General features: G+C 67.9%; 16 protein-coding genes. 13 read left to right on the top strand and 3 right to left on the bottom strand.

What is annotated here, in order from left to right:
* Positions 1–163 precede the first annotated feature (163 nt).
* The 3 genes from ACWPXK_RS08890 to rsgA all read left to right on the top strand — a co-directional run bounded on the left by ACWPXK_RS08890 (position 164) and on the right by rsgA (position 4,442).
* Positions 164–1,672, top strand: a complete 1,509-nt coding sequence (locus tag ACWPXK_RS08890) for an aldehyde dehydrogenase family protein (RefSeq protein ID WP_454195584.1) — start codon at positions 164–166, stop codon at positions 1,670–1,672.
* Positions 1,673–2,154: 482 nt separating this feature from the next.
* Positions 2,155–3,447 carry a 3-phosphoshikimate 1-carboxyvinyltransferase gene (aroA, locus tag ACWPXK_RS08885; protein WP_454195583.1) on the top strand — a complete coding sequence of 431 codons (1,293 nt, stop codon included), beginning with the start codon at positions 2,155–2,157 and terminating at the stop codon, positions 3,445–3,447.
* Positions 3,444–4,442: a ribosome small subunit-dependent GTPase A gene (gene rsgA, locus ACWPXK_RS08880; protein WP_454196394.1), complete on the top strand. Its 999-nt coding sequence runs from the start codon at positions 3,444–3,446 to the stop codon at positions 4,440–4,442. The genes aroA and rsgA overlap by 4 nt, the downstream gene beginning before the upstream one ends.
* Before the next feature lie 21 nt (positions 4,443–4,463).
* On the opposite strand, the gene ACWPXK_RS08875 is transcribed toward rsgA, so the two are convergent.
* From ACWPXK_RS08875 to secA, 3 genes are all read right to left on the bottom strand, one after another.
* Entirely contained in the window at positions 4,464–4,841 is a 378-nt protein-coding gene (locus ACWPXK_RS08875; protein ID WP_454195582.1) for a YybH family protein, read from the bottom strand.
* Positions 4,842–5,130: 289 nt separating this feature from the next.
* Positions 5,131–5,706 (bottom strand): Uma2 family endonuclease, encoded by a 576-nt coding sequence (locus tag ACWPXK_RS08870; RefSeq protein WP_454195581.1) that lies wholly within the window; start codon positions 5,704–5,706, stop codon positions 5,131–5,133.
* A gap of 92 nt (positions 5,707–5,798) precedes the next feature.
* Positions 5,799–8,666 (bottom strand): preprotein translocase subunit SecA, encoded by a 2,868-nt coding sequence (secA, locus tag ACWPXK_RS08865; protein WP_454195580.1) that lies wholly within the window; start codon positions 8,664–8,666, stop codon positions 5,799–5,801.
* A 714-nt stretch (positions 8,667–9,380) separates the two neighbouring features.
* Between secA and ACWPXK_RS08860 the strand changes: the two genes are divergently transcribed.
* From ACWPXK_RS08860 to ACWPXK_RS08815, 10 genes are all read left to right on the top strand, one after another.
* On the top strand, positions 9,381–10,802 hold the full coding sequence (locus ACWPXK_RS08860; protein ID WP_454195579.1) for a WS/DGAT/MGAT family O-acyltransferase: 1,422 nt from the start codon (positions 9,381–9,383) through the stop codon (positions 10,800–10,802).
* Positions 10,803–10,812: 10 nt separating this feature from the next.
* The gene (locus tag ACWPXK_RS08855; protein WP_454196393.1) at positions 10,813–11,376 is read left to right on the top strand and encodes a DUF6912 family protein; all 564 of its coding nucleotides are present in this window, start codon (positions 10,813–10,815) and stop codon (positions 11,374–11,376) included.
* Positions 11,377–11,499: 123 nt separating this feature from the next.
* Positions 11,500–12,657 (top strand): ferredoxin reductase, encoded by a 1,158-nt coding sequence (locus ACWPXK_RS08850; RefSeq protein ID WP_454195578.1) that lies wholly within the window; start codon positions 11,500–11,502, stop codon positions 12,655–12,657.
* A 45-nt stretch (positions 12,658–12,702) separates the two neighbouring features.
* Positions 12,703–14,157, top strand: coding sequence for a fatty acid desaturase (locus tag ACWPXK_RS08845; protein ID WP_454195577.1), 1,455 nt, complete (start codon positions 12,703–12,705; stop codon positions 14,155–14,157).
* Between the two features lie 99 nt (positions 14,158–14,256).
* Positions 14,257–15,513 carry a fatty acid desaturase family protein gene (locus tag ACWPXK_RS08840; RefSeq protein ID WP_454195576.1) on the top strand — a complete coding sequence of 419 codons (1,257 nt, stop codon included), beginning with the start codon at positions 14,257–14,259 and terminating at the stop codon, positions 15,511–15,513.
* 271 nt (positions 15,514–15,784) lie between these two features.
* Positions 15,785–16,423, top strand: a complete 639-nt coding sequence (gene bluB, locus ACWPXK_RS08835; protein ID WP_454195575.1) for a 5,6-dimethylbenzimidazole synthase — start codon at positions 15,785–15,787, stop codon at positions 16,421–16,423.
* Between the two features lie 112 nt (positions 16,424–16,535).
* Positions 16,536–16,709, top strand: coding sequence for a hypothetical protein (locus tag ACWPXK_RS08830; protein WP_454195574.1), 174 nt, complete (start codon positions 16,536–16,538; stop codon positions 16,707–16,709).
* Positions 16,710–17,062: 353 nt separating this feature from the next.
* The gene (locus ACWPXK_RS08825) at positions 17,063–17,767 is read left to right on the top strand and encodes a helix-turn-helix domain-containing protein (RefSeq protein ID WP_454195573.1); all 705 of its coding nucleotides are present in this window, start codon (positions 17,063–17,065) and stop codon (positions 17,765–17,767) included.
* 10 nt (positions 17,768–17,777) lie between these two features.
* Entirely contained in the window at positions 17,778–18,215 is a 438-nt protein-coding gene (locus tag ACWPXK_RS08820; RefSeq protein WP_454195572.1) for a hypothetical protein, read from the top strand.
* A gap of 167 nt (positions 18,216–18,382) precedes the next feature.
* Positions 18,383–18,844 carry a hypothetical protein gene (locus ACWPXK_RS08815; RefSeq protein ID WP_454195571.1) on the top strand — a complete coding sequence of 154 codons (462 nt, stop codon included), beginning with the start codon at positions 18,383–18,385 and terminating at the stop codon, positions 18,842–18,844.
* Positions 18,845–19,006: the final 162 nt, after the last annotated feature.

Genomic DNA, 19,006 nt, shown 5'->3' with positions numbered 1-19,006 from the left:
CGATACTCCCACCCGCCACCGACAGTGTCGGGGACAATTGGCCCATAACTGATGACCTGTTGAGAGTTTTGACATAACATTCTCTCATCGGAGGGGTGGTCTGCCCATCCATTCCGGCGTGCGCAGCGACCGCCCACCGCAAGACGGCAAGAGGAGACCCACTGTGACATCAACCGACACCAGACCGGCCGACCACGACACGGCCCTCACGTCGGTGAATCCGGCGACAGGCGAGGTGATCGGCACACACGTCATCGCCGACGACGCCGCGGTGGCCGCCGCGGTCGCGAAGGCCCGCGCGGCGGCCGCCACTTGGGGGGCATTGAGTTTCGACGAGCGGCGTACGCATCTGCTGCGCTGGTCGAGCAAGCTGGTGCAGAAGTCGGAGGAGTTCTGCGCACTGATCCACGCCGAGAACGGCAAGCCGCTCGACGACGCGTTCCTCGAACTGATGCTCGCGCTCGAGCACATTTCCTGGGCGGCCAAGCACGCCAAGAAGGCGCTCGGCCCCAAGCGGATCTTCCCCGGCGCGCTGATGTCGAACTTCAGCGCCCGGCTGGAACTGCGCCCGCTGGGCGTCGTCGGCGTGATCGGCCCGTGGAACTACCCGGTCTACACGCCGAACGGCTCGATCGCCTACGCGCTGGCCGCGGGCAACACCGTCGTGTTCAAGCCGAGCGAATACTCCACCAGCATCGGCAATTTCCTCGCCGCCGCGTTCGCCGAGGCCAACCCCGAACTGCCCGAGGGCGTCTTCATCACGATCAACGGTTACGGCCCGACCGGCGCGGCGCTGGTGCGCTCGGACGTCGACAAGATCGCCTTCACCGGCTCGACCGCCACCGGCAAGCGGATCATGGCCGCGGCGGCGGAGAAACTCACGCCGGTGCTGCTGGAGTGCGGCGGCAAGGACGCGGTGATCGTCGCCGCCGACGCCGACATCAAGGCCGCCGCCGACGCGGTCGCCTGGGGCGCTACCGCCAACAGCGGCCAGACCTGCGCGGGCGTCGAACGGGTGTACGTGGACCGCGCGGTGCGCGAGGAGTTCGTCGCCGAGGTCAAGCGCATCCTCGGCGACATCAAGCCCGGTTCGGACGACAAGGCAGCCTACGGGCCGATGACCATGCCGAGCCAGGTCGACGTGGTGCGCCGCCACATCGAGGACGCGCTGAAGAACGGCGGCACCGCCGTGCTCGGCGGGCCCGAGTCGGTCAAGGCGCCGTTCATCGAGCCGGTGGTGCTCGTCGACGTGGACGAGAGCTCCGAGGCGGTGTGCGAGGAGACATTCGGCCCGACCATCACCATCCGTACCGTCGACGGCGTGGACGAGGCGGTCGAGCTGGCCAACAAGTCCAAGTACGGCCTGTCCTCCGCGGTGTACTCGAAGAAGAGCGGCTTGGACATCGCGCGCCGGCTCCGCGTCGGCGCCACCTCGGTGAACTCCGTGCTCGCCTTCGCCGCCATCCCCGGCCTGCCCTTCGGCGGCGTGGGCGACTCCGGCATCGGCCGCATCCACGGCGAACCCGGCCTGCGCGAGTTCGTCCGCCCGCACTCGATCGCCGTGCAGCGCTTCGCCATTCCCGGCATGGCGCTGCTGAGCTACACGCGCACCGCCTCCACGATGAAACTGCTGCGCAAGCTCGTCCCCCTCCTCCACGGCCGCCACAAGTAAGAACGCCCGCGGCAATCGGTCCGGGTACTCGATGCCATGGAGTACCCGGGCCTGTCCTGCCGCGCGGCTGGGCGGGCGCATAGCGCTGGTCGGCGCGGGCGCAGCTGAGCCGTCGAGTCTCGACTTGGCGACGAACGCGCCGCTCGACATCGAGGTCGACCGGCCGCCATGTGCGCGGCTTTCAGCACAGCTCGCGGCGAATCTCGCGTCCGGGCCGAATGGCCGCAACTGGGCACGGTGAGCAGTGCTGCCGCAGCCCTTGGTGCCGCGGTTTCCGCGCCAACGCAACAGCATCGGCCCAACTACCGCTTTCGAGCGGAGCGAGATCGAGCATTGCCCGTTCGCGGCCCGGCTCGCGTCCGAGTGGCCGCCGCGTCCGCGACGAAGTCGCCAGCGGCGGTCGCTCGGACGCGAGCCTGAAGGGGGCCGCGAACACGCAGCGCCGCAGGCGCTGCAAATCGAACACAGTGCATGATGGACGGGTGAACTTCTGGCCAGCGCCCCATGTCGATGTCCCCGTGCACGCGACCGTGACCCTGCCCGGATCGAAATCGATCACGAACCGGGCGCTCATCCTGGCCGCTCTGGCCGATGGCCCCTCGACGATCACCGGTGCGCTGCGTAGCCGGGACACGAACCTGATGATCGGCGCGTTGCGCGCGCTGGGTACGCGCATCGAGGGCGAGCGTGACACGTTGACCGTCGCCCCGGCGCCGCTGGGCGGTGGCACGGTCGACTGCGGGCTGGCCGGCACCGTGATGCGATTCTTGCCGCCGCTCGCGGCGCTGGCGTCGGGCGACGTCGCGTTCGACGGTGACGAGCAGGCCAGGATCCGACCGCTGCGCACCATCCTGGACGCGCTGCGCGCGCTCGGCGCGGACATCGCCGGTGACGCGCTGCCGTTCACCGTGCACGGCACGGGCGCGCTGCGCGGCGGCACGGTGACCATCGACGCGTCCGGGTCGTCGCAGTTCGTTTCCGGACTGCTGCTGTCGGCCGCCCGCTTCGACGAGGGCTTGGTGGTGCACCACGACGGAAAGGCGCTGCCCTCGATGCCGCACATCGAGATGACCGTGGAGATGCTGCGCCGCGCCGACGTGCGGGTACAAGCGCCCGCGGCCAGCTTCAAAGCCCAGACCTGGACCGTGGAACCCGGGCCGATCCGCGCGGTGGATTGGGAAGTCGAGCCGGACCTGTCCAATGCCACCCCGTTCCTGGCCGCGGCCGCGATCACGGGCGGCACGGTGAGCATCCCGCACTGGCCGCGGCTGACCGCCCAGCCGGGCGACGTGATCCGCGAGATCCTGGTGCGGATGGGCGCCGAGGCGAGGATCTTCGACGGTGTGCTCACCGTGCACGGCCCCGACCGGCTCGCCGGGATCGACATCGATCTGCACGACGTGGGCGAGCTGACCCCGACCGTCGCCGCGCTGGCCGCGCTGGCCGACTCCCCGAGCGTGCTGCGCGGCATCGCCCATCTGCGTGGCCACGAGACCGACCGGCTGGCCGCGCTGTCCACCGAGATCAACCGGCTCGGCGGCAAGGTGACCGAGACCGAGGACGGACTGGAGATCGTGCCCACCGAGTTGCACGGCGGCAAGTGGCATTCCTACGCCGATCACCGGATGGCCACGGCGGGAGCGATTCTCGGCCTCCGCGTGCCCGGCGTCGAGATCGAGGACATCGGGACCACGGCCAAGACGCTGCCGAATTTCGTCGCCTTGTGGGAGCGGATGCTCGATCCGGCGTTATCCGACGAAGGAGCGGCGCCCTGAGCGGAAGACGTTCCACGGCCAGCTACGACGAATCCGACGTGCGGGTTCGTCCGGGGCGTAGTTCGCGTCCGCGCACCAAGACCCGGCCGCAGCACAGCGATGCCGAGTCCGCCATGGTGGTCTCCGTCGACCGGGGCCGCTGGGGGTGTGTGCTCGACGGCGACGCGGATCGCCGCATCGTCGCCATGCGGGCGCGCGAGCTTGGCCGCACCCCGATCGTGGTGGGCGACCAAGTGGACGTGGTGGGCGATCTGTCCGGCCGGCCGGACAGTCTGGCCCGCATCGTCCGGGTCTCCGACCGCCGAACGGTGTTGCGCCGCACCGCCGACGACACCGATCCGTACGAGCGGATCGTGGTGGGCAATGCCGAGCAACTGTTCATCGTGGTCGCGCTCACCGACCCGCCGCCGCGCACCGGCTTCGTGGAACGCGCCATGGTCGCCGCGTATGCCGGTGGGCTGCAACCGATTCTGTGTTTGACCAAACACGATCTGGCCGCCGACTCCGAATTCGCCGCTGCCTTCGACGATCTCGACCTCACCATCGTCTACGGCGGCATCGACGATCCGCTCGACCCGGTGCTGGACCTGCTCACCGACCGCCTCACCGCGCTGATCGGCCACTCCGGCGTCGGCAAATCCACTTTGGTGAATCGCCTTGTGCCGGACGCGGATCGAGCCGTCGGCGAGGTCTCCGGCGTGGGCAAGGGCAAGCACACCTCCACCCAGTCCGTCGCGATCCCCTTGCCCGGTAGTGGATGGGTCGTCGACACTCCTGGCGTCCGGTCGTTCGGCTTGGCGCACATCACCCCCGACGACGTCATCGCTGCCTTCACCGACCTCGCCGAAGCCATCGAGGACTGTCCACGCGGCTGCACCCACCTGGGCCCGCCCGCCGACCCCGAATGCGCATTGGACGAGCTCACCGGCAAAGAGCACCGCGTGGCAGCCATCCGCCGCCTGCTCGTCGCCCTCGGCTCCAACGATCCCTGGTAGGCCGACCTCCCCCGCCGACGATCAGTGCCCGTCCGGCTGCCCGGGCGCGAACGGCCATTCTTCGAACCACGTGCAGCGGCCGGCATCGTCGAAACGCAGAATCCACAGGTCTCGCCAGTGCGACGGGGTGTCCCGCGCGTACTCCACCTCCACCCGCACCACGGCGATATCCCCGTCCACCGCGACGATATGGGACCGCATGGTGAACGGCTCGTCGGGCCCGTCCCTGCCCTCCTCCCAGAATTCGGCGAGAGCGCCGAGACCGGTGAGCGGCTGCGCCCACGGCGACACCAGGTACCCGGCGTCCGCGGCGAACAGCTCGGCAAGCTGTTCCGTGCCCGCCGACCGCCAGGCTCGCTCGTACCCGGTCACCCATGTTTCGACGGCTACGCGGTCCATTCCAGGAAGATACGCCGATTCGCGGCCCCGGCGCGCCGATCGAGCAGAACGGTCAGCGACTGTCGAGGTGGGTGACCGGTGCAACATTCATCGCGGACTCGCCGCGGCGTACGCGCGATCGTAAGGGTCGTAGATGGAGTCGTCGATGAAGTCGGCGACGTCCGGTGTAGTCGCTCGTTGGCCCATCCCTGAGAAGAGCGCCAGAGCCTCCGCACGGGGCACAGCCATCCGTCGGTGAGCGCGCCGATGCGGAACCAGGTCCGCGACGGGAGCACGCACCCGCCTGGTGTCACTCACGTCCATAGCGGGACAGACAGCCGGTGTCCAATGGGAAACCAAAGGGTTCGGGCAACGGAATTTCGTCGCCGTACGTCCCGTCGAGCTGGCCGTGATACGTGCCGTCCTTGGGATGGGTGTACAGCGCCCAACGGCCATAGCGTGGATCGACCGATAGCAGCATGCGAACGCCCGCCGCGCTATACCAACCGTTCTTGTCCGTAATCTGCTGGGCCTTCTCCGTCTTGGAGATCACCTCGACGGCGAGCTCGACATCATGGGAATCGGCCAACCAATCATCGTCCTCATCCCATGCCTCGGGCAGGACGACGAGGTCGGGTGTGCAGTAGTCGTCGTCATCGTCTGGCATCTGGATCGACGAAACTTCGTATGCCGCCAGCCCGCCCGGCATCCGTGCCTCGATCTGTTGCCGCAATCGCCGAATCGTCCCCGCGTGCTTGCCACGAGGTGTCGGTGACATCACGAGACTTCCTCCCAGAATCTCGACCCGCAGGCCCGTGGCGCGCTCGATCTGCTCGGCGACAGCACGCAGGTGGCCTGGGCGCGGGTGCATGGCAGGGACGGTCACGGACGATCACTCCAACCCTTGCAGACGGCTGCGCACGACTTCACGATACGGCAGGACCGCGCGGACGAGTCCGCGCCGACACAACCGTCTGCTCAGTGCCGGCGGCGGGACTTCGGGCCGCGCTTGCCCTTCGCCTCCGCACGGGCCGCCTCGCGGCGCTCGCGGCGGGTGGGCTGGGGGCCACCGTCGACGCCGTACTCCTCGGTGTCGCTGTGCACCGCGGCGTGACCGCCCTCGTCGGGACCCGAGTAGCTGAAGCCGCGCGGTGCGGATTCGTCGATACCCCTGGCGCGCAGGGCGGCTGGAGCGGCGTGGCCGTTGGCGACGCGGGCCTCCTCGGTGGGCAGCGGACGCGGGGCGGCGGCCATCGCGCCGACCGGGGAACGCAGGCCCGGCTCGACCGCGACGCCTTCCGGCTGCGGCTGCGCGACCTCGACCTGCAGGTTGAACAGGAAGCCGACCGACTCCTCCTTGAGGCCTTCGAGCATCGCGCTGAACATGTCGAAGCCCTCGCGCTGGTACTCCACCAGCGGGTCGCGCTGCGCCATCGCGCGCAGGCCGATGCCCTCCTTGAGGTAATCCATCTCGTAGAGGTGCTCGCGCCACTTGCGGTCGAGCACCGAAAGCAGCACTTGCCGTTCCAGATTGCGCATGCTGCCCTCGCCCGCGAGACCATCGATCTCCGCCTCGCGGCGTTCGTAGGCCTCGTGCGCGTCGTCCAGCAGCGCCTCGAGCAGCTCCTCGCGGGTCAGCTCGCCCGCCTCGCCGATCTCGGTCACGCCGGTCAGGTCGCGGTAGTCCAGGCTCACCGGGTACAGCGTCTTCAGCGCCGTCCACAGCTTCTCCAGATCCCAGTCCTCGACGTAGCCCTCTGCGGTGGCGCCGTCCACATAGGCGGTGATCACGTCGGTGATCATGCTCTGGACCTGGCCCTCCATGTCCTCGCCGCGCAGGATCCGGTTGCGCTCGCCGTAGATGACGGTGCGCTGCTGGTTCATCACCTCGTCGTACTTGAGGACGTTCTTGCGGATCTCGAAGTTCTGCTGCTCGACCTGGGTCTGCGCGCTCTTGATGGCCTTGGAGACCATCTTCGCCTCGATCGGTACGTCGTCGGGCAGGTTCAGCCGCGTCATGATCGCTTCCAGCGCGGCGCCGTTGAACCGGCGCATCAGCTCGTCGCCCAGCGACAAGTAGAAGCGGGACTCGCCCGGGTCGCCCTGACGGCCGGAGCGGCCGCGCAGCTGGTTGTCGATGCGGCGCGACTCGTGGCGCTCGGTGCCGAGCACGTAGAGCCCGCCCGCATCGCGCACCGCGTCGGCGTCCTCGGCGGTCTGGGCCTTGACCTGATCCAGAGCGGGCAGCCAGGCCCGCTCGTACTCCTCCGGCGTCTCCAGCGGGTCGAGGCCCTGCTTGCGCAGCAGGATGTCGGCGATGATGTCCGGGTTGCCGCCGAGCACGATGTCGGTACCACGACCGGCCATGTTCGTCGCGACGGTCACCGCGCCCGGCCGCCCGGCCTCGGCGATGATCTCGGCTTCCTTCTCGTGGAACTTGGCGTTCAGCACGTTGTGCGGGATGCCGCGCTTGGTGAACTGCTTGGACAGGTACTCCGAGCGCTCGACGCTGGTGGTGCCGATCAACACCGGCTGGCCGTTCTCGTGCCGCTCGGTGACGTCGTCGACCACGGCGGCGAACTTGGCCTCTTCGGTCTTGTAGATCAGGTCCGACTGGTCGGCGCGGACCATCGGCCTGTTGGTCGGGATGGGGACCACGCCGAGGTTGTAGATCTGGTGCAGCTCGGCGGCCTCGGTCTCGGCGGTGCCGGTCATGCCGGACAGCTTGTCGTAGAGGCGGAAGTAGTTCTGCAGCGTGATGGTGGCCAGGGTCTGGTTCTCCGGCTGGATCTCCACCCCTTCCTTGGCCTCGATCGCCTGGTGCATGCCCTCGTTGTAGCGGCGCCCGACCAGGATGCGGCCGGTGAACTCGTCGACGATGATCACTTCACCGTCGCGGACGATGTAGTCCTTGTCGCGGGTGTAGAGCTCCTTGGCCTTGATGGCGTTGTTCAGGTAGCTCACCAGCGGCGAGTTCGCGGCCTCGTACAGGTTGTCGATGCCGAGCTGGTCCTCGACGAACTCGACACCCGCTTCGTGCACGCCGATGGTGCGCTTCTTGATGTCGACCTCGTAGTGCAGGTCCTTCTTCAGCAGCGGCGCGATGCGCGCGAACTCGGCGTACCACTTCGAGGAGGCGTCGGCCGGGCCGGAGATGATCAGCGGGGTACGGGCCTCGTCGATGAGGATGGAGTCGACCTCGTCGACGATGGCGAAGTTGTGCCCGCGCTGCACCAGGTCGTCCAGCGAGTGGGTCATGTTGTCGCGCAGGTAGTCGAAGCCGAACTCGTTGTTCGTGCCGTAGGTGATGTCGGCGTTGTAGGCCACCCGGCGCTGGGCCGGGCTCATGCCGGACAGGATCACGCCGACCTCGAGGCCCAGGAACCGGTGCACGCGGCCCATCCACTCGGAGTCGCGTTTGGCCAGGTAATCGTTGGTGGTGACGACGTGAACGCCGTCGCCGCTGATCGCGTTGAGGTAGGCGGGAAGCACCGAGGTCAGGGTCTTGCCCTCACCGGTCTTCATCTCGGCGATATTGCCGGTGTGCAGCGCGGCGCCGCCCATGATCTGCACCTTGTAGTGCTTCTGGCTGAGCACGCGCCAGGACGCCTCGCGCGCGACCGCGAACGCCTCTGCCATCAGCTGGCCGAGCGGATCGGGCTCGCCCTCTTCGACCATCTCGGCGTAGCGCTCACGGAACTCGTCGGTCTTGGCCCGCAGCTCGGCGTCGCTGAGGTCTTCGTAGTCCGGCTCGAGGGCGAGGACCTGGTCGGCAAAATGCGAGAGCCGCTTGACAATGCGACCCTCACCAATCCGAAGCAACCTCGTCAGTGTCAGCGCAGGCACGGGTCTCGTCAGTCCTCTGGTCGGTGTGTCTGTGTTGTTTTGCAATGCTCGGTCTCGCTTCGCTCGGAAGCGGGAGTTCGGCCGAGTGGTCACGCAGAGTGACAACATCGGGACCTCGACGTTTGCTGGCCCGTCGTAGCCGGATAGGTGACCGCTGCTGGCCACTTTACCGTTTTATACGGCGGCCGCTCAGACGCGAGCCGGGCCGCGAACAGCAATGCTCCGATCTCCGTTCGCTTTATCCGTTCTCTCGAAAGCGATCGAATGATCACGCATCAGTGACGACAGCAGGACCGCGAACGTTCGCCAGCCCGTCGTAGCCGGACCGCTCTGGCCACTCTAGCGTTTACGCGGCGGCCCTTCAGGTGCGAGCCGGGCAGCGACCATGCCGGGTGTCGTCGACTCGAATCGGTGTCGAGCGGGTGCGGTTGCGTAGGCCGACGACCGCGGCGGCGGATGCGCGGGGTTCGAACGCTCCAGCGGTGCCCAGCGGCTGCTTCGACACGTCGAGCGGCCGGACGCGTTCACTGTGCATGCCCGTTCCGGCTGTGATCGAATCGGTTTGCCGGGCTCGAAGGCAACAGCGTGGCACAGCGCCGTGGGCAGGCAAGGCAGTGCACGAATTCACCGGATATGCCACAACGACCGGGGTAACGGTTGTTGCGGCAGCACAATAGGCGGGGGGCGGCATCGGGCAAAGGAGTACCGGGCAGCGTGATCACGAGACTGACGCCGCAGGACACGGCGTTCTACCGGCTCGAATCGAGCAGCAATCCGATCCATATCGGATCTCTCGCGATCGTCCGGAACACCGAGCCCGGCGACAGTGCCATGCCGATCCTGGACTACGACCGGCTGGTCGATCTGGTCGAGAGCAGGCTCGCGCTGGTGCCGCGGTACCGGCGCAAAGTGCGGGAGATCCCGCTGTCGCTCGGCCGCCCCGTCTGGGTGGAGGACAGCCGGTTCGACATCACCTACCACATCCGGCGCTCCGCGCTGCCCGGTCCCGGCACGGATGAGCAGCTGCACGAACTCGTCGCCCGGCTCGCCTCGCACCCGCTCGATCCGGCCCGGCCGCTGTGGGAGATGTACCTGATCGAACGGCTGTCCGACGGCCGCTGCGCGATCTTCACCAAGTCGCACTCGGCGCTGGTGGACGGCGAGACCGCACTGGAGATCGGCCACGTGATCCTCGACACCGGACCCGCGCCGCGCGAGCTGGCCGACGACGCCTGGATCGCGCCGCGCGAACCCGGCGACCTCGAACTGCTGGTCGGCGCGCTGGGCCACCTCGCGGCTCAGCCGCGCAAGGCGCTGGAGGTGGCCCGCGACGCGAGCGCGAGCGCGTTCGCGGTGCTCGGTACCGCGGGCAAGGCGGTGGAGTCGGTGATCTCGGCGGTGCGCGCCGCCGCGGCGACCGGCGCCCCGGACAGCCCGCTGAACACCCCGACCTCACGGACTCGGCGCTTCGCGGTGGTGCGCACCGACCTGGAGGACTATCGCGCGATCCGCGGGCGCTTCGACTGCTCGATCAACGACACGATCCTCGCGGTGGTCACCGGCGCGCTGCGCAACTGGCTGCTGTCGCGCGGTGAGGCGCTGACCGAATCCACGACGTTGCGGGCGGTGGTGCCGATGTCGGTGTACGTCGACGGGAGCGAAGGAAACCAGGCGCAGGCGGCGAGCGAGGTGTCGTCGTTCCTGATCGATCTGCCGGTCGGCGAGCCGAATCCGGTGATGCGGCTGTCGCACATCGCGCACGCCACCGAGCCCAACGGCCGCCAGCGGCGCGCCGTCCGCGCACGCACCCTGGTGCACCTGGCCGGGTTCGCTCCGGCCAGCCTGCATGCGATGAGCGTGCGCGCGGCGAGTACGTTCGCAGAACACACGTTCAACTTGGTGATCACCAACGCGCCGGGTCCGCAGGCGCCGATGTACATCGGCGGTGCGCGGATGCTGGAGATGTATCCGGTATCGCCATTGCTGCGCAAACAAGCATTGAGCATCGGGATCACGTCCTACGACGGACATGTCTTCTACGGTCTCAACGCCGACCGCGACGCGATGGCCGATATCGGTGTGCTGGCCGCGGCGGTGCGCGATTCCATGGAGGAGATGCTCGGTGCCTGCATCTGATCAGAACAAGCTGCGGGTCTATATCCCGGTGACGGTGCCGATGTTGCGCAAGCTGGTCGCCGACCGGGTACTGGCCGCCGTCAGCGGGACCGCGTTCGCGGTGACGCCCACGCTGCGCGAGGCGTATGCCTCCGGCGACGACGAGGAACTCGGCGAGGTGGCCATGGCCGAGGCCGCCCGCGCCTCGCTGCGGCTGCTCGCCGCCGAACGCGAGACGATCGGCGAATCGGCGGACATCGCCGAATCGGAGCAACCGGACGACGCCGCACCGGTCACCGGCGGCGGCCCGGTCTACCGGCGCGCGGTGGTCGCCGCCGACGTGACCGGCGCGAAGCTGCGGCCCGACCTGGACGACGCGGTGGTCCGGCTGAGCGGCCCGATCACCTACCAGCAGATCGCCTCGGTGCACGTCGACCTGGCCGACGCCGAACCGCAGGTCGCCAAGGCCGTCGACGTGGTCGACGCGGCCGATCTCGGCGACACCGACGCCGAGTTCGTCCTCGGTGACGCCGAAGACCACCAGCTGGCCTGGTACGCCGCGCAGGAGTTGCCGTTCCTGCTCGAACTGCTCTGAATGCCACGCCGTTCGCGGGCTCGCCCACCCGCCGTAACCTACGATGCCGTAACCTTGCTGCCGAGGCCGCGTCCGCGCGATGAGACGGCCGCGCAACCGACAACAGGGAGACCGACGGCAGCGATGGGTTCGAAAATTGGCAGCTTCTCGGTGCGAGGCATCCGCGCGTGGCTGGAGGCGCCCGCGGCGAGTGTCGCCGAGCGCGGCGGCAAGCTGAACGTGCTGCGTGGCGCCGTGGCGCGGGTGACCACCCCGTTGCTGCCGGACGACTACCTGCACCTGGCCAACCCGCTGTGGTCGGCGCGAGAGCTGCGCGGGCGCATCGTTGAGGTCCGCAAGGAAACCGCCGACGCCGCCACGCTGGTGATCCAGCCGGGGTGGGGCTTCGACTTCACCTACCAACCCGGCCAGTACATCGGCATCGGCCTCCTGGTCGACGGACGTTGGCACTGGCGCTCGTACTCGCTGACCTGCCCGCCGGACTGGTCCGTGCCAGGGCGCGGCGGCAAGCGGCTGATCTCGATCGCGGTGAAAGCGATGCCGGAAGGTTTCCTGTCCAGCCACCTGGTCAGCGGCGTTCCGGTGGGCACCGTCGTCCGGCTCGCCGCGCCGCAGGGCGGTTTCGTGCTGCCGTCCCCGCCACCGGAGAAGGTGCTGTTCCTCACCGCGGGCAGCGGTATCACCCCGGTGATGTCGATGCTGCGCGCGATGGACCGCCGCGAGAACTTCACCGACGTGGTGCACCTGCATTCCGCGCGCACCGCCGACGACGTGATGTTCGGCGCTGAGCTGCGCGACCTGCACGATCGCAATCCGGGCTTCCGCACCCGCCTGCATCTCACCGCCGAACGCGGCAAGTTCGCACTCGCCGATCTGGACACCGAGTTCCCCGACTGGCGCGAACGGCACACTTGGGCGTGCGGACCCGCCGGGATGCTCGACGAGATCGAGAAGCATTGGCGCGACGCGGGCCGGTCGGACCGGCTGCACGTGGAGCGGTTCGAGATCGAGCGCTCCGCGGTCGGCGCGGGCGGCACGGTCACCTTCGGCAAGACCGGACGCACCGTGGAGGTGGACGGCGCGACCAGCCTGCTGGAGGCGGGCGAGTCGGTCGGCGTGCAAATGCCGTTCGGCTGCCGGATGGGCATCTGCCAGACCTGCGTCGTCACGATCAGTTCCGGTCATGTGCGCGATCTGCGCAACGGCGACGAGCGCCGCGCGGGCGACAAGGTGCAGACCTGCGTCTCGGCCGCCGCCGGCGATTGCTCCCTGGACGTATAGCCCGGCAGGTACCCTCGATCTGGATCGAGTAGGGAAAGGACCCCGGTGGCCATCACCGACATCAAGACGTTCGCCCACCTCACGGTGACCGACATCGAGACACTGGGGCAGGAACTGGATTCCATCCGGCGCTCGGTGGAGTTGTCCCGTGGTGAGCGCGACGCCAAGTACATCCGTCGCGCGATCGCGGCGCAGCGCGGTCTCGAAGTGGCGGGCCGCGCCGTGCTGTTCGGCAGCCGCAAGCGCTGGGCCTGGCTCACCGGCACCGCGCTGCTCTCGGTCGCCAAGATCATCGAGAACATGGAGCTCGGGCACAACGTCAGCCATGGGCAATGGGACTGGATGAACGACCCGGAGATCCACTCCACCTCCTGGGAGTGGGACATGACCGGTCCCTCCTCGCAGTGGCGCCGCGCACACAACTACTCCCACCACACCTACACCAACGTCCTCGGCAAGGACGAGGACCTCGGCTTCGGCATCCTGCGGATGACCCGTGACGTGCCGTGGCGTCCGATCCACCTGATCCAGCCACTGGCGAACCTGCTGCTGGCCGCCACCTTCGAGTGGGGCATCGCGCTGCACGACTGGAGCATCGAGAAGGAGCTGTCCGGCACGCCGCGCAAGCAGCTGATGTCGCAGCCGAACCGGGATTTCGGCCGCAAGATATCCCGTCAGGTCGCCAAGGATTACCTGATCTACCCCGCGCTCACCGGACCGGCTTTCAAGCAGACGCTGAAGGCGAACGCGATGGCCAATCTGGTGCGCAACCTGTGGGCGTACGCGGTGATCTTCTGCGGCCACTTCCCCGACGGCGCGGAGAAGTTCACCATCGAGCAGCTGGAGAACGAGACCCCCGGCGAGTGGTACCTGCGCCAGATGCTCGGCAGCGCCAATTTCAAAGCCGGTCCCGCCATGGCGTTCATGAGCGGCAACCTCTGCTACCAGATCGAGCACCACCTGTTCCCGGATCTGCCGAGCAACCGGTACCCCGAGATCGCGGTGCGGGTGCGCGAGCTGTGCGACAAGTACGACCTGCCCTACACCACCGGTTCGCTGGGCAAGCAGTATCTGCTCGCCTTCCGCACCATCCACAAGCTGGCGATACCGGACCGGTTCCTCAAGGCGACCGCCGACAATGCCCCGGAGACCTCCTCGGAACACAAGTTCGCGGGCATCACGCTGCCGTCGCTGGGTGGCATGACGCTGCCGGGCGCGGAGTCCACGCACTGGCTGCGTGTGGATCCGGAGACGGGCAAGCGGCGCGGTCTGCGTTCGGCGCTGCACGAGGCGAAGGTGGTGCTCCAGGAGAAGGCGCGGCAGGAAAAGGAGATGCTGCGCGAGGCCAAGGCGGCGCTGAAGGAGAAGGCCGAGCACGAGCGGCAGCACTTGCGCGATGCCAAGCTCGCGCTCCAGGAAAGAGCCCGGCACGAACAGGCGGCGCTGCGCGAAAAAACCAAGCGGGACAAGCCTTTTCGCTTCCGCCGAAGGGCACGCTAATTTAGCAACCCTGACCCTGGATCGCAATAGGAGATCCGACACATCGGTGCGGCCGACTTCGTAACCTACGATCTCGTAACTTACGGTAAGGTAACCCGCATGGCGATCTCCGATGTCAAGGAATACGCGCACCTCACCGAGGCCGACGTGGAAGCACTCGGCGCGGAATTCGACGCGATCCGGCGGGAAATCGAGGCGTCGCGCGGCGAGCGCGACGCGAAATACATCCGCAATGTCATCCGGCTGCAGCGAGTTCTCGAGATCGGCGGCCGAGTGGTGCTCTTCGCCAGCCCGGTGCGTGCCGCCTGGCTGGCGGGGGTGGCCCTGCTCAGCACCGCCAAGATCATCGAGAACATGGAAATCGGCCACAACGTCATGCACGGGCAGTGGGACTGGATGAACGATCCGGAGATCCACTCCAGCTCGTGGGAATGGGACAACACCGGCGCGGCCAAGCACTGGAAGCACACGCACAACTACCTGCACCACAAGTACACCAATGTGCTCGGCATGGACGACGACATCGGCTACGGCCTGCTGCGGGTGACCCGCGATCAGCGCTGGAAGCCGTTCAACCTGGGCAACCCGGTCTACAACCTGGTACTGCAGCTGTTCTTCGAGTACGGCGTGGCCATCCAGCACCTGGAGCTGGGCAAGCTGGCGGCGGGCCGGTACAAGCCGGGCACTCCCGAACGCGCCGAGTTCGAGCGCAAGCGCAGCGAGGCGCTCACCAAGATGGGCAAGCAGATCCTCAAGGACTACGTGGTCTTCCCCGCGCTCACCGGTCCCGCGTTCTTCTCCACACTGACCGCGAACCTGGCCGCCAACGCGGTCCGCAACGTGTGGTCCAACGCGGTGATCTTCTGCGGGCACTTCCCCGACGGCGCGGAGAAGTTCACCAAGGACGATATCGACGGTGAGACGAAGGGCCAGTGGTACCTGCGCCAGATGCTGGGCAGCGCCAATATCTCCGGCGGCCCGGTCATGCACTTCATGACCGGCAACCTGAGCCACCAGATCGAGCACCACCTGTTCCCCGATCTGCCGAGCAACCGGTACGCCGACATCGCCGTGCGGGTGCGCGAGCTGGCCGACAAGTACGACCTGCCCTATACCACCGGCTCCCTGCCAGTGCAGTACTTCAAGGCGTGGCGGACCATTCTCAAGCTGGCACTGCCGAACAAGTACCTGCGTGCCACCGCCGACGACGCCCCGGAAACCGCCTCCGAACGCAAATTCCGCGGCCGCACCACCGCTGCGGTCGACCCGGTGACCGGCAAGCGCCGCGGTCTGCGCACCGCGCTAGCCCAGGGTCGCCGGAGGTTCACCCGGCGCGCCAAGTCCGCGGCACGATGATCCCGCCTCTGGTCCACGACCGCTGGCGCATACAGCATCGACCGGAGTCGCCTCCGCATCGTGCCGCGGCACCGGCACCTGTGTCGAGACCCACGGGCCGACCGCGGCGCAGGTCACTGAACGTGCGGACTGATTTCGAAGGTACATGGGTAACTCGCCGGGAACGCCCAGAACTCGACCGGCACCCGACGCAGGACCTGAACGCAAATCCCATGCCACCCAACCAGTACGGCCTGAAGACCCGGAGAGGCGGAGGTGCTTGACTCGGGCGGTGCATGCTGCTGAGGGTCTTAGCGTCTACGAGGCTATTCGTCGCCGCCGCGACGTGCGCGCGGAGTTCACCGGCGAGGTGGTGGACGAAACGACGCTGTGGCGGCTGCTCGATGCGGCGCACCGGGCGCCGAGCGTAGGGAACTCGCAGCCGTGGGACTTCGTGGTCGTCCGCGAGCAGGCGACACTGCGCACGTTCGCCGACCACGTGGCGCAGCGGCGCCTCGAGTTCCGGGACGCGCTGCCACCGGAGCGCGCGGCGACATTCGAGCCGATCAAGATCGAAGGCATTCTGGAGAGCGGCACCGGCATCGTGGTCTGCTACGACCACGACCGGGGCGGACCGCAGGTGCTCGGGCGGGCCACCGTGCCGGAAACCGGCGTCTATTCGGCGGTTCTCGCGATCCAGAACTTGTGGCTGGCGGCCACGGCCGAGTGCGTCGGCGTCGGCTGGGTGTCGTTCTACGACCCCGGTTTCCTCGCCGATCTGATCGGCCTCCCCGAAGGCATCCGCCCGGTCGCCTGGCTCTGCGTCGGCCCGGTCCACCAGTTCCAGGACATTCCCGACCTGGAGCGCTTCGGCTGGCGCGCCGGACGGCCGCTGACGGACGCGGTGCATCGCGAAACCTACCGTGGCTGAGGCTTGCCAGTTAATTCATGGTTCAATCGCCCGCCGACTGGGTACGACAAGGACGAAACTGCTTCTGACGCAGCGCTCTTCGTTTGTGGTGTTTTTCCAGGAGGTTTGTGTAATGGCCAATGTCGATGCTGTTCGCCTGTCGAACGAGCTGGGCATCGATCTGGCACAGGCGATGTTGCGCCTGCGCCGGGAGGGCGTTCCCGGCGAGACCAAGCACCAGACCTGCCTGCGGATCATCGCCGACGAAGGACGCCATCGGCGGCCGGGCACTCCGGGCAGGCCCTGAACCCGCGCTCCGCTGATCATCGCGGCACGCCCGGCCACCGACGCGGACAACCGCTCGATCGCCGGGAACGGTACCCGCGTCGGTGAAAAGAAAGTTCACCGTCGGCCCCCTTCGCCGACGGTGAACCCGCGCAGCGGCGATCCCCTCCACCGCCGCTAACCGGCCTGCCACGCGCCGTTGCGCGACAGACCGGGACGCCCGTCCCGGCGAACGCCCCTGCCCGTCCCGGAACCCGGCGCATGGCCGCCCCTCCGGGCCTCAGCGCAAAATTACCGTACCAACTTTCGACTGACTTTCCAAACACTTTCTATTCATTTGCCTATGGCCTGCTGACGGCTTACCATGGGCCTACTATGCATAGCCCTTCGGAGCTGTCGCGGCAGAAGAGATTCGGGCGAATCATCAAGGAACGCCGGGACGAGCTCGGCCTCACCCAGCTACAGATCGGCGACCTCGGGGGACCTTCGGCGCCGACCATCCGGAAGATCGAAGACGGCGAGGCGACGATCAGCGTGCACACGCTGAACAAACTCGACGCGCCGCTGCGATGGCTGCCGGGCAGCGCCGCACGCACCTACGCGGGCGGAACCCCCGCCGCCGACGAACCAGCCGACACCTCTCGAGGCGAAGGCAAGTCGGTGGTGGCCGGACCCGATGCGATCCGATTCGACATCGCCGATCTCACCGGGCTGCTCGCCGCCTCGGGCCGGCTCAACGACGCCGTCGAGCACGGCCGCACCACCGACCCACAGGTGGTGGCGGCGATCGCCGAACTCAATCGAGTGGTCTCCAAGCTATCCGCGCGCTACGCGACCGCGATGCTCGAACGCAACGGCGGCCCGGGCAGGCAACTGCATCCGCTGGTCGAGATGGCCTTCGCGCACTTGCTCGCGGTGCCGGCGGAGGCCAGTGACGCCATCGAAGTACAGGAACGCCGGTACCGCCGCTGGCTGGCCGGCCGATCGGAGGATCTCGATGCGGCGACCGAAGCTCAATTCCGGGCACGCTGGCTGGCGGCGAACATGGCGACGACCGCGGTTCGAAACGGCGGGAACTGAGGGGACGAACATGACCGACGACGAGCCGACCGGCGCCGCTCCAGCCCTGAGCCACAAGATCAATCGGCTGTTCGCCGTGGTGCACCCGCGATCGGCTCCGGAGCGCAGCACCGCGTCCGTCGCCGCGCAGGTCAGCGAATTCCTCGGACGCGAGATGCCGGCGAGCTACCTGACACGCCTGCGCGACGGCGAATTCGACCACGAAAACGCCGGGCGCACGGTCGATGTCGAGATCCTCGTCGCGGTGGCGCGCAGCTTCGGTGTGTCCGCCGACTACCTCGTCACCAGCGGCCCCGCCGCCGCGGCGATCGATCGGGAGCTCGAATTGCTCGCGACCATGCGGGACGCGAACGTCGCCAGCATCGCACTGCGCGGCTCCAACATCGACAAATCGATGCTGGCCAAGATCATCCAGGGCACGGAAGCCGCCGCGCCGCCGAGTCGGTAACATGCTTGCCTACATGGGCCACTGAGCGAGCGAACGATCGACGCAGCCGCGGCGAGCCGAGCGCCAGCGAGACGCGGGCATGAGCTTTGTAGGAGACCGATCACATGGCCATCCAGGCCCGGTTCCGGAGCTTGACACGGGACCTACCGATTCCCCACCCATGGGATTTGTCCACTTACCTCGACGACGTCGCGGCCTACCGCGGGCGGAGCATCAGCCTGCTGCCGATCGACACCGTGCTGCTCGCGGGCACCGGGTGCGGCACGGGCAGCGGCCTGTGGATCGCCAAGCAGGACAGCGACGTCATCGTCTACGGCGCCGACACCACCGAATGGCATGCCGAGCACATCATCGTGCACGAGCTCGGGCACATGCTGCTCGGACACGGCCCGGAGCAGTCCGATCCCGGCGAGCCGTCCGCGAGCACGCCGACCGTGGCCGCAATCGCCGAGCTGCTGCCCTCGATCTCGCCGGAGTCCATCGCGCACGTCCTCGGACGCACCGACTACGGCACGCTGCGCGAGCGCGACGCGGAAACCTTCGCCGACATGGTGATGCTGCACGCCATGCGCCCCCCGCGGCGCGACTCGCTGCTGCACCGGACATTCTTCCGCGACCGCCGGCGGTGAGTAGAGGAGAAACGTAGCGATACCCCCACCGCCGATCGTGCCGACTGATCTCGCAGGTACACGGGTAACTCGCCGGATACGCCCTGAACTCGAGCAGCACCACACGCAGGACCTCAGCGCGAATCCCGCGCCACCCAACTCGTACGGCCTGGAGACATGGAG

It is taken from the genome of Nocardia sp. Marseille-Q1738, from assembly GCF_965283145.1.
The sequence above is the reverse complement of the archived record's forward strand: the minus strand, read 5'-3'. Positions and strand labels throughout refer to the sequence as shown.

What these genes read in the sequence shown, in the direction of transcription:
- ACWPXK_RS08820 (WP_454195572.1), top strand. Translation starts at nt 17,778, where the DNA reads ATGACCGACGACGAGCCGACCGGCGCCGCTCCAGCCCTGAGCCACAAG.
- ACWPXK_RS08825 (WP_454195573.1), top strand. Translation starts at nt 17,063, where the DNA reads ATGCATAGCCCTTCGGAGCTGTCGCGGCAGAAGAGATTCGGGCGAATC.
- ACWPXK_RS08840 (WP_454195576.1), top strand. Translation starts at nt 14,257, where the DNA reads ATGGCGATCTCCGATGTCAAGGAATACGCGCACCTCACCGAGGCCGAC.
- ACWPXK_RS08830 (WP_454195574.1), top strand. Translation starts at nt 16,536, where the DNA reads ATGGCCAATGTCGATGCTGTTCGCCTGTCGAACGAGCTGGGCATCGAT.
- ACWPXK_RS08850 (WP_454195578.1), top strand. Translation starts at nt 11,500, where the DNA reads ATGGGTTCGAAAATTGGCAGCTTCTCGGTGCGAGGCATCCGCGCGTGG.
- ACWPXK_RS08875 (WP_454195582.1), bottom strand. Translation starts at nt 4,841, where the DNA reads ATGGACCGCGTAGCCGTCGAAACATGGGTGACCGGGTACGAGCGAGCC.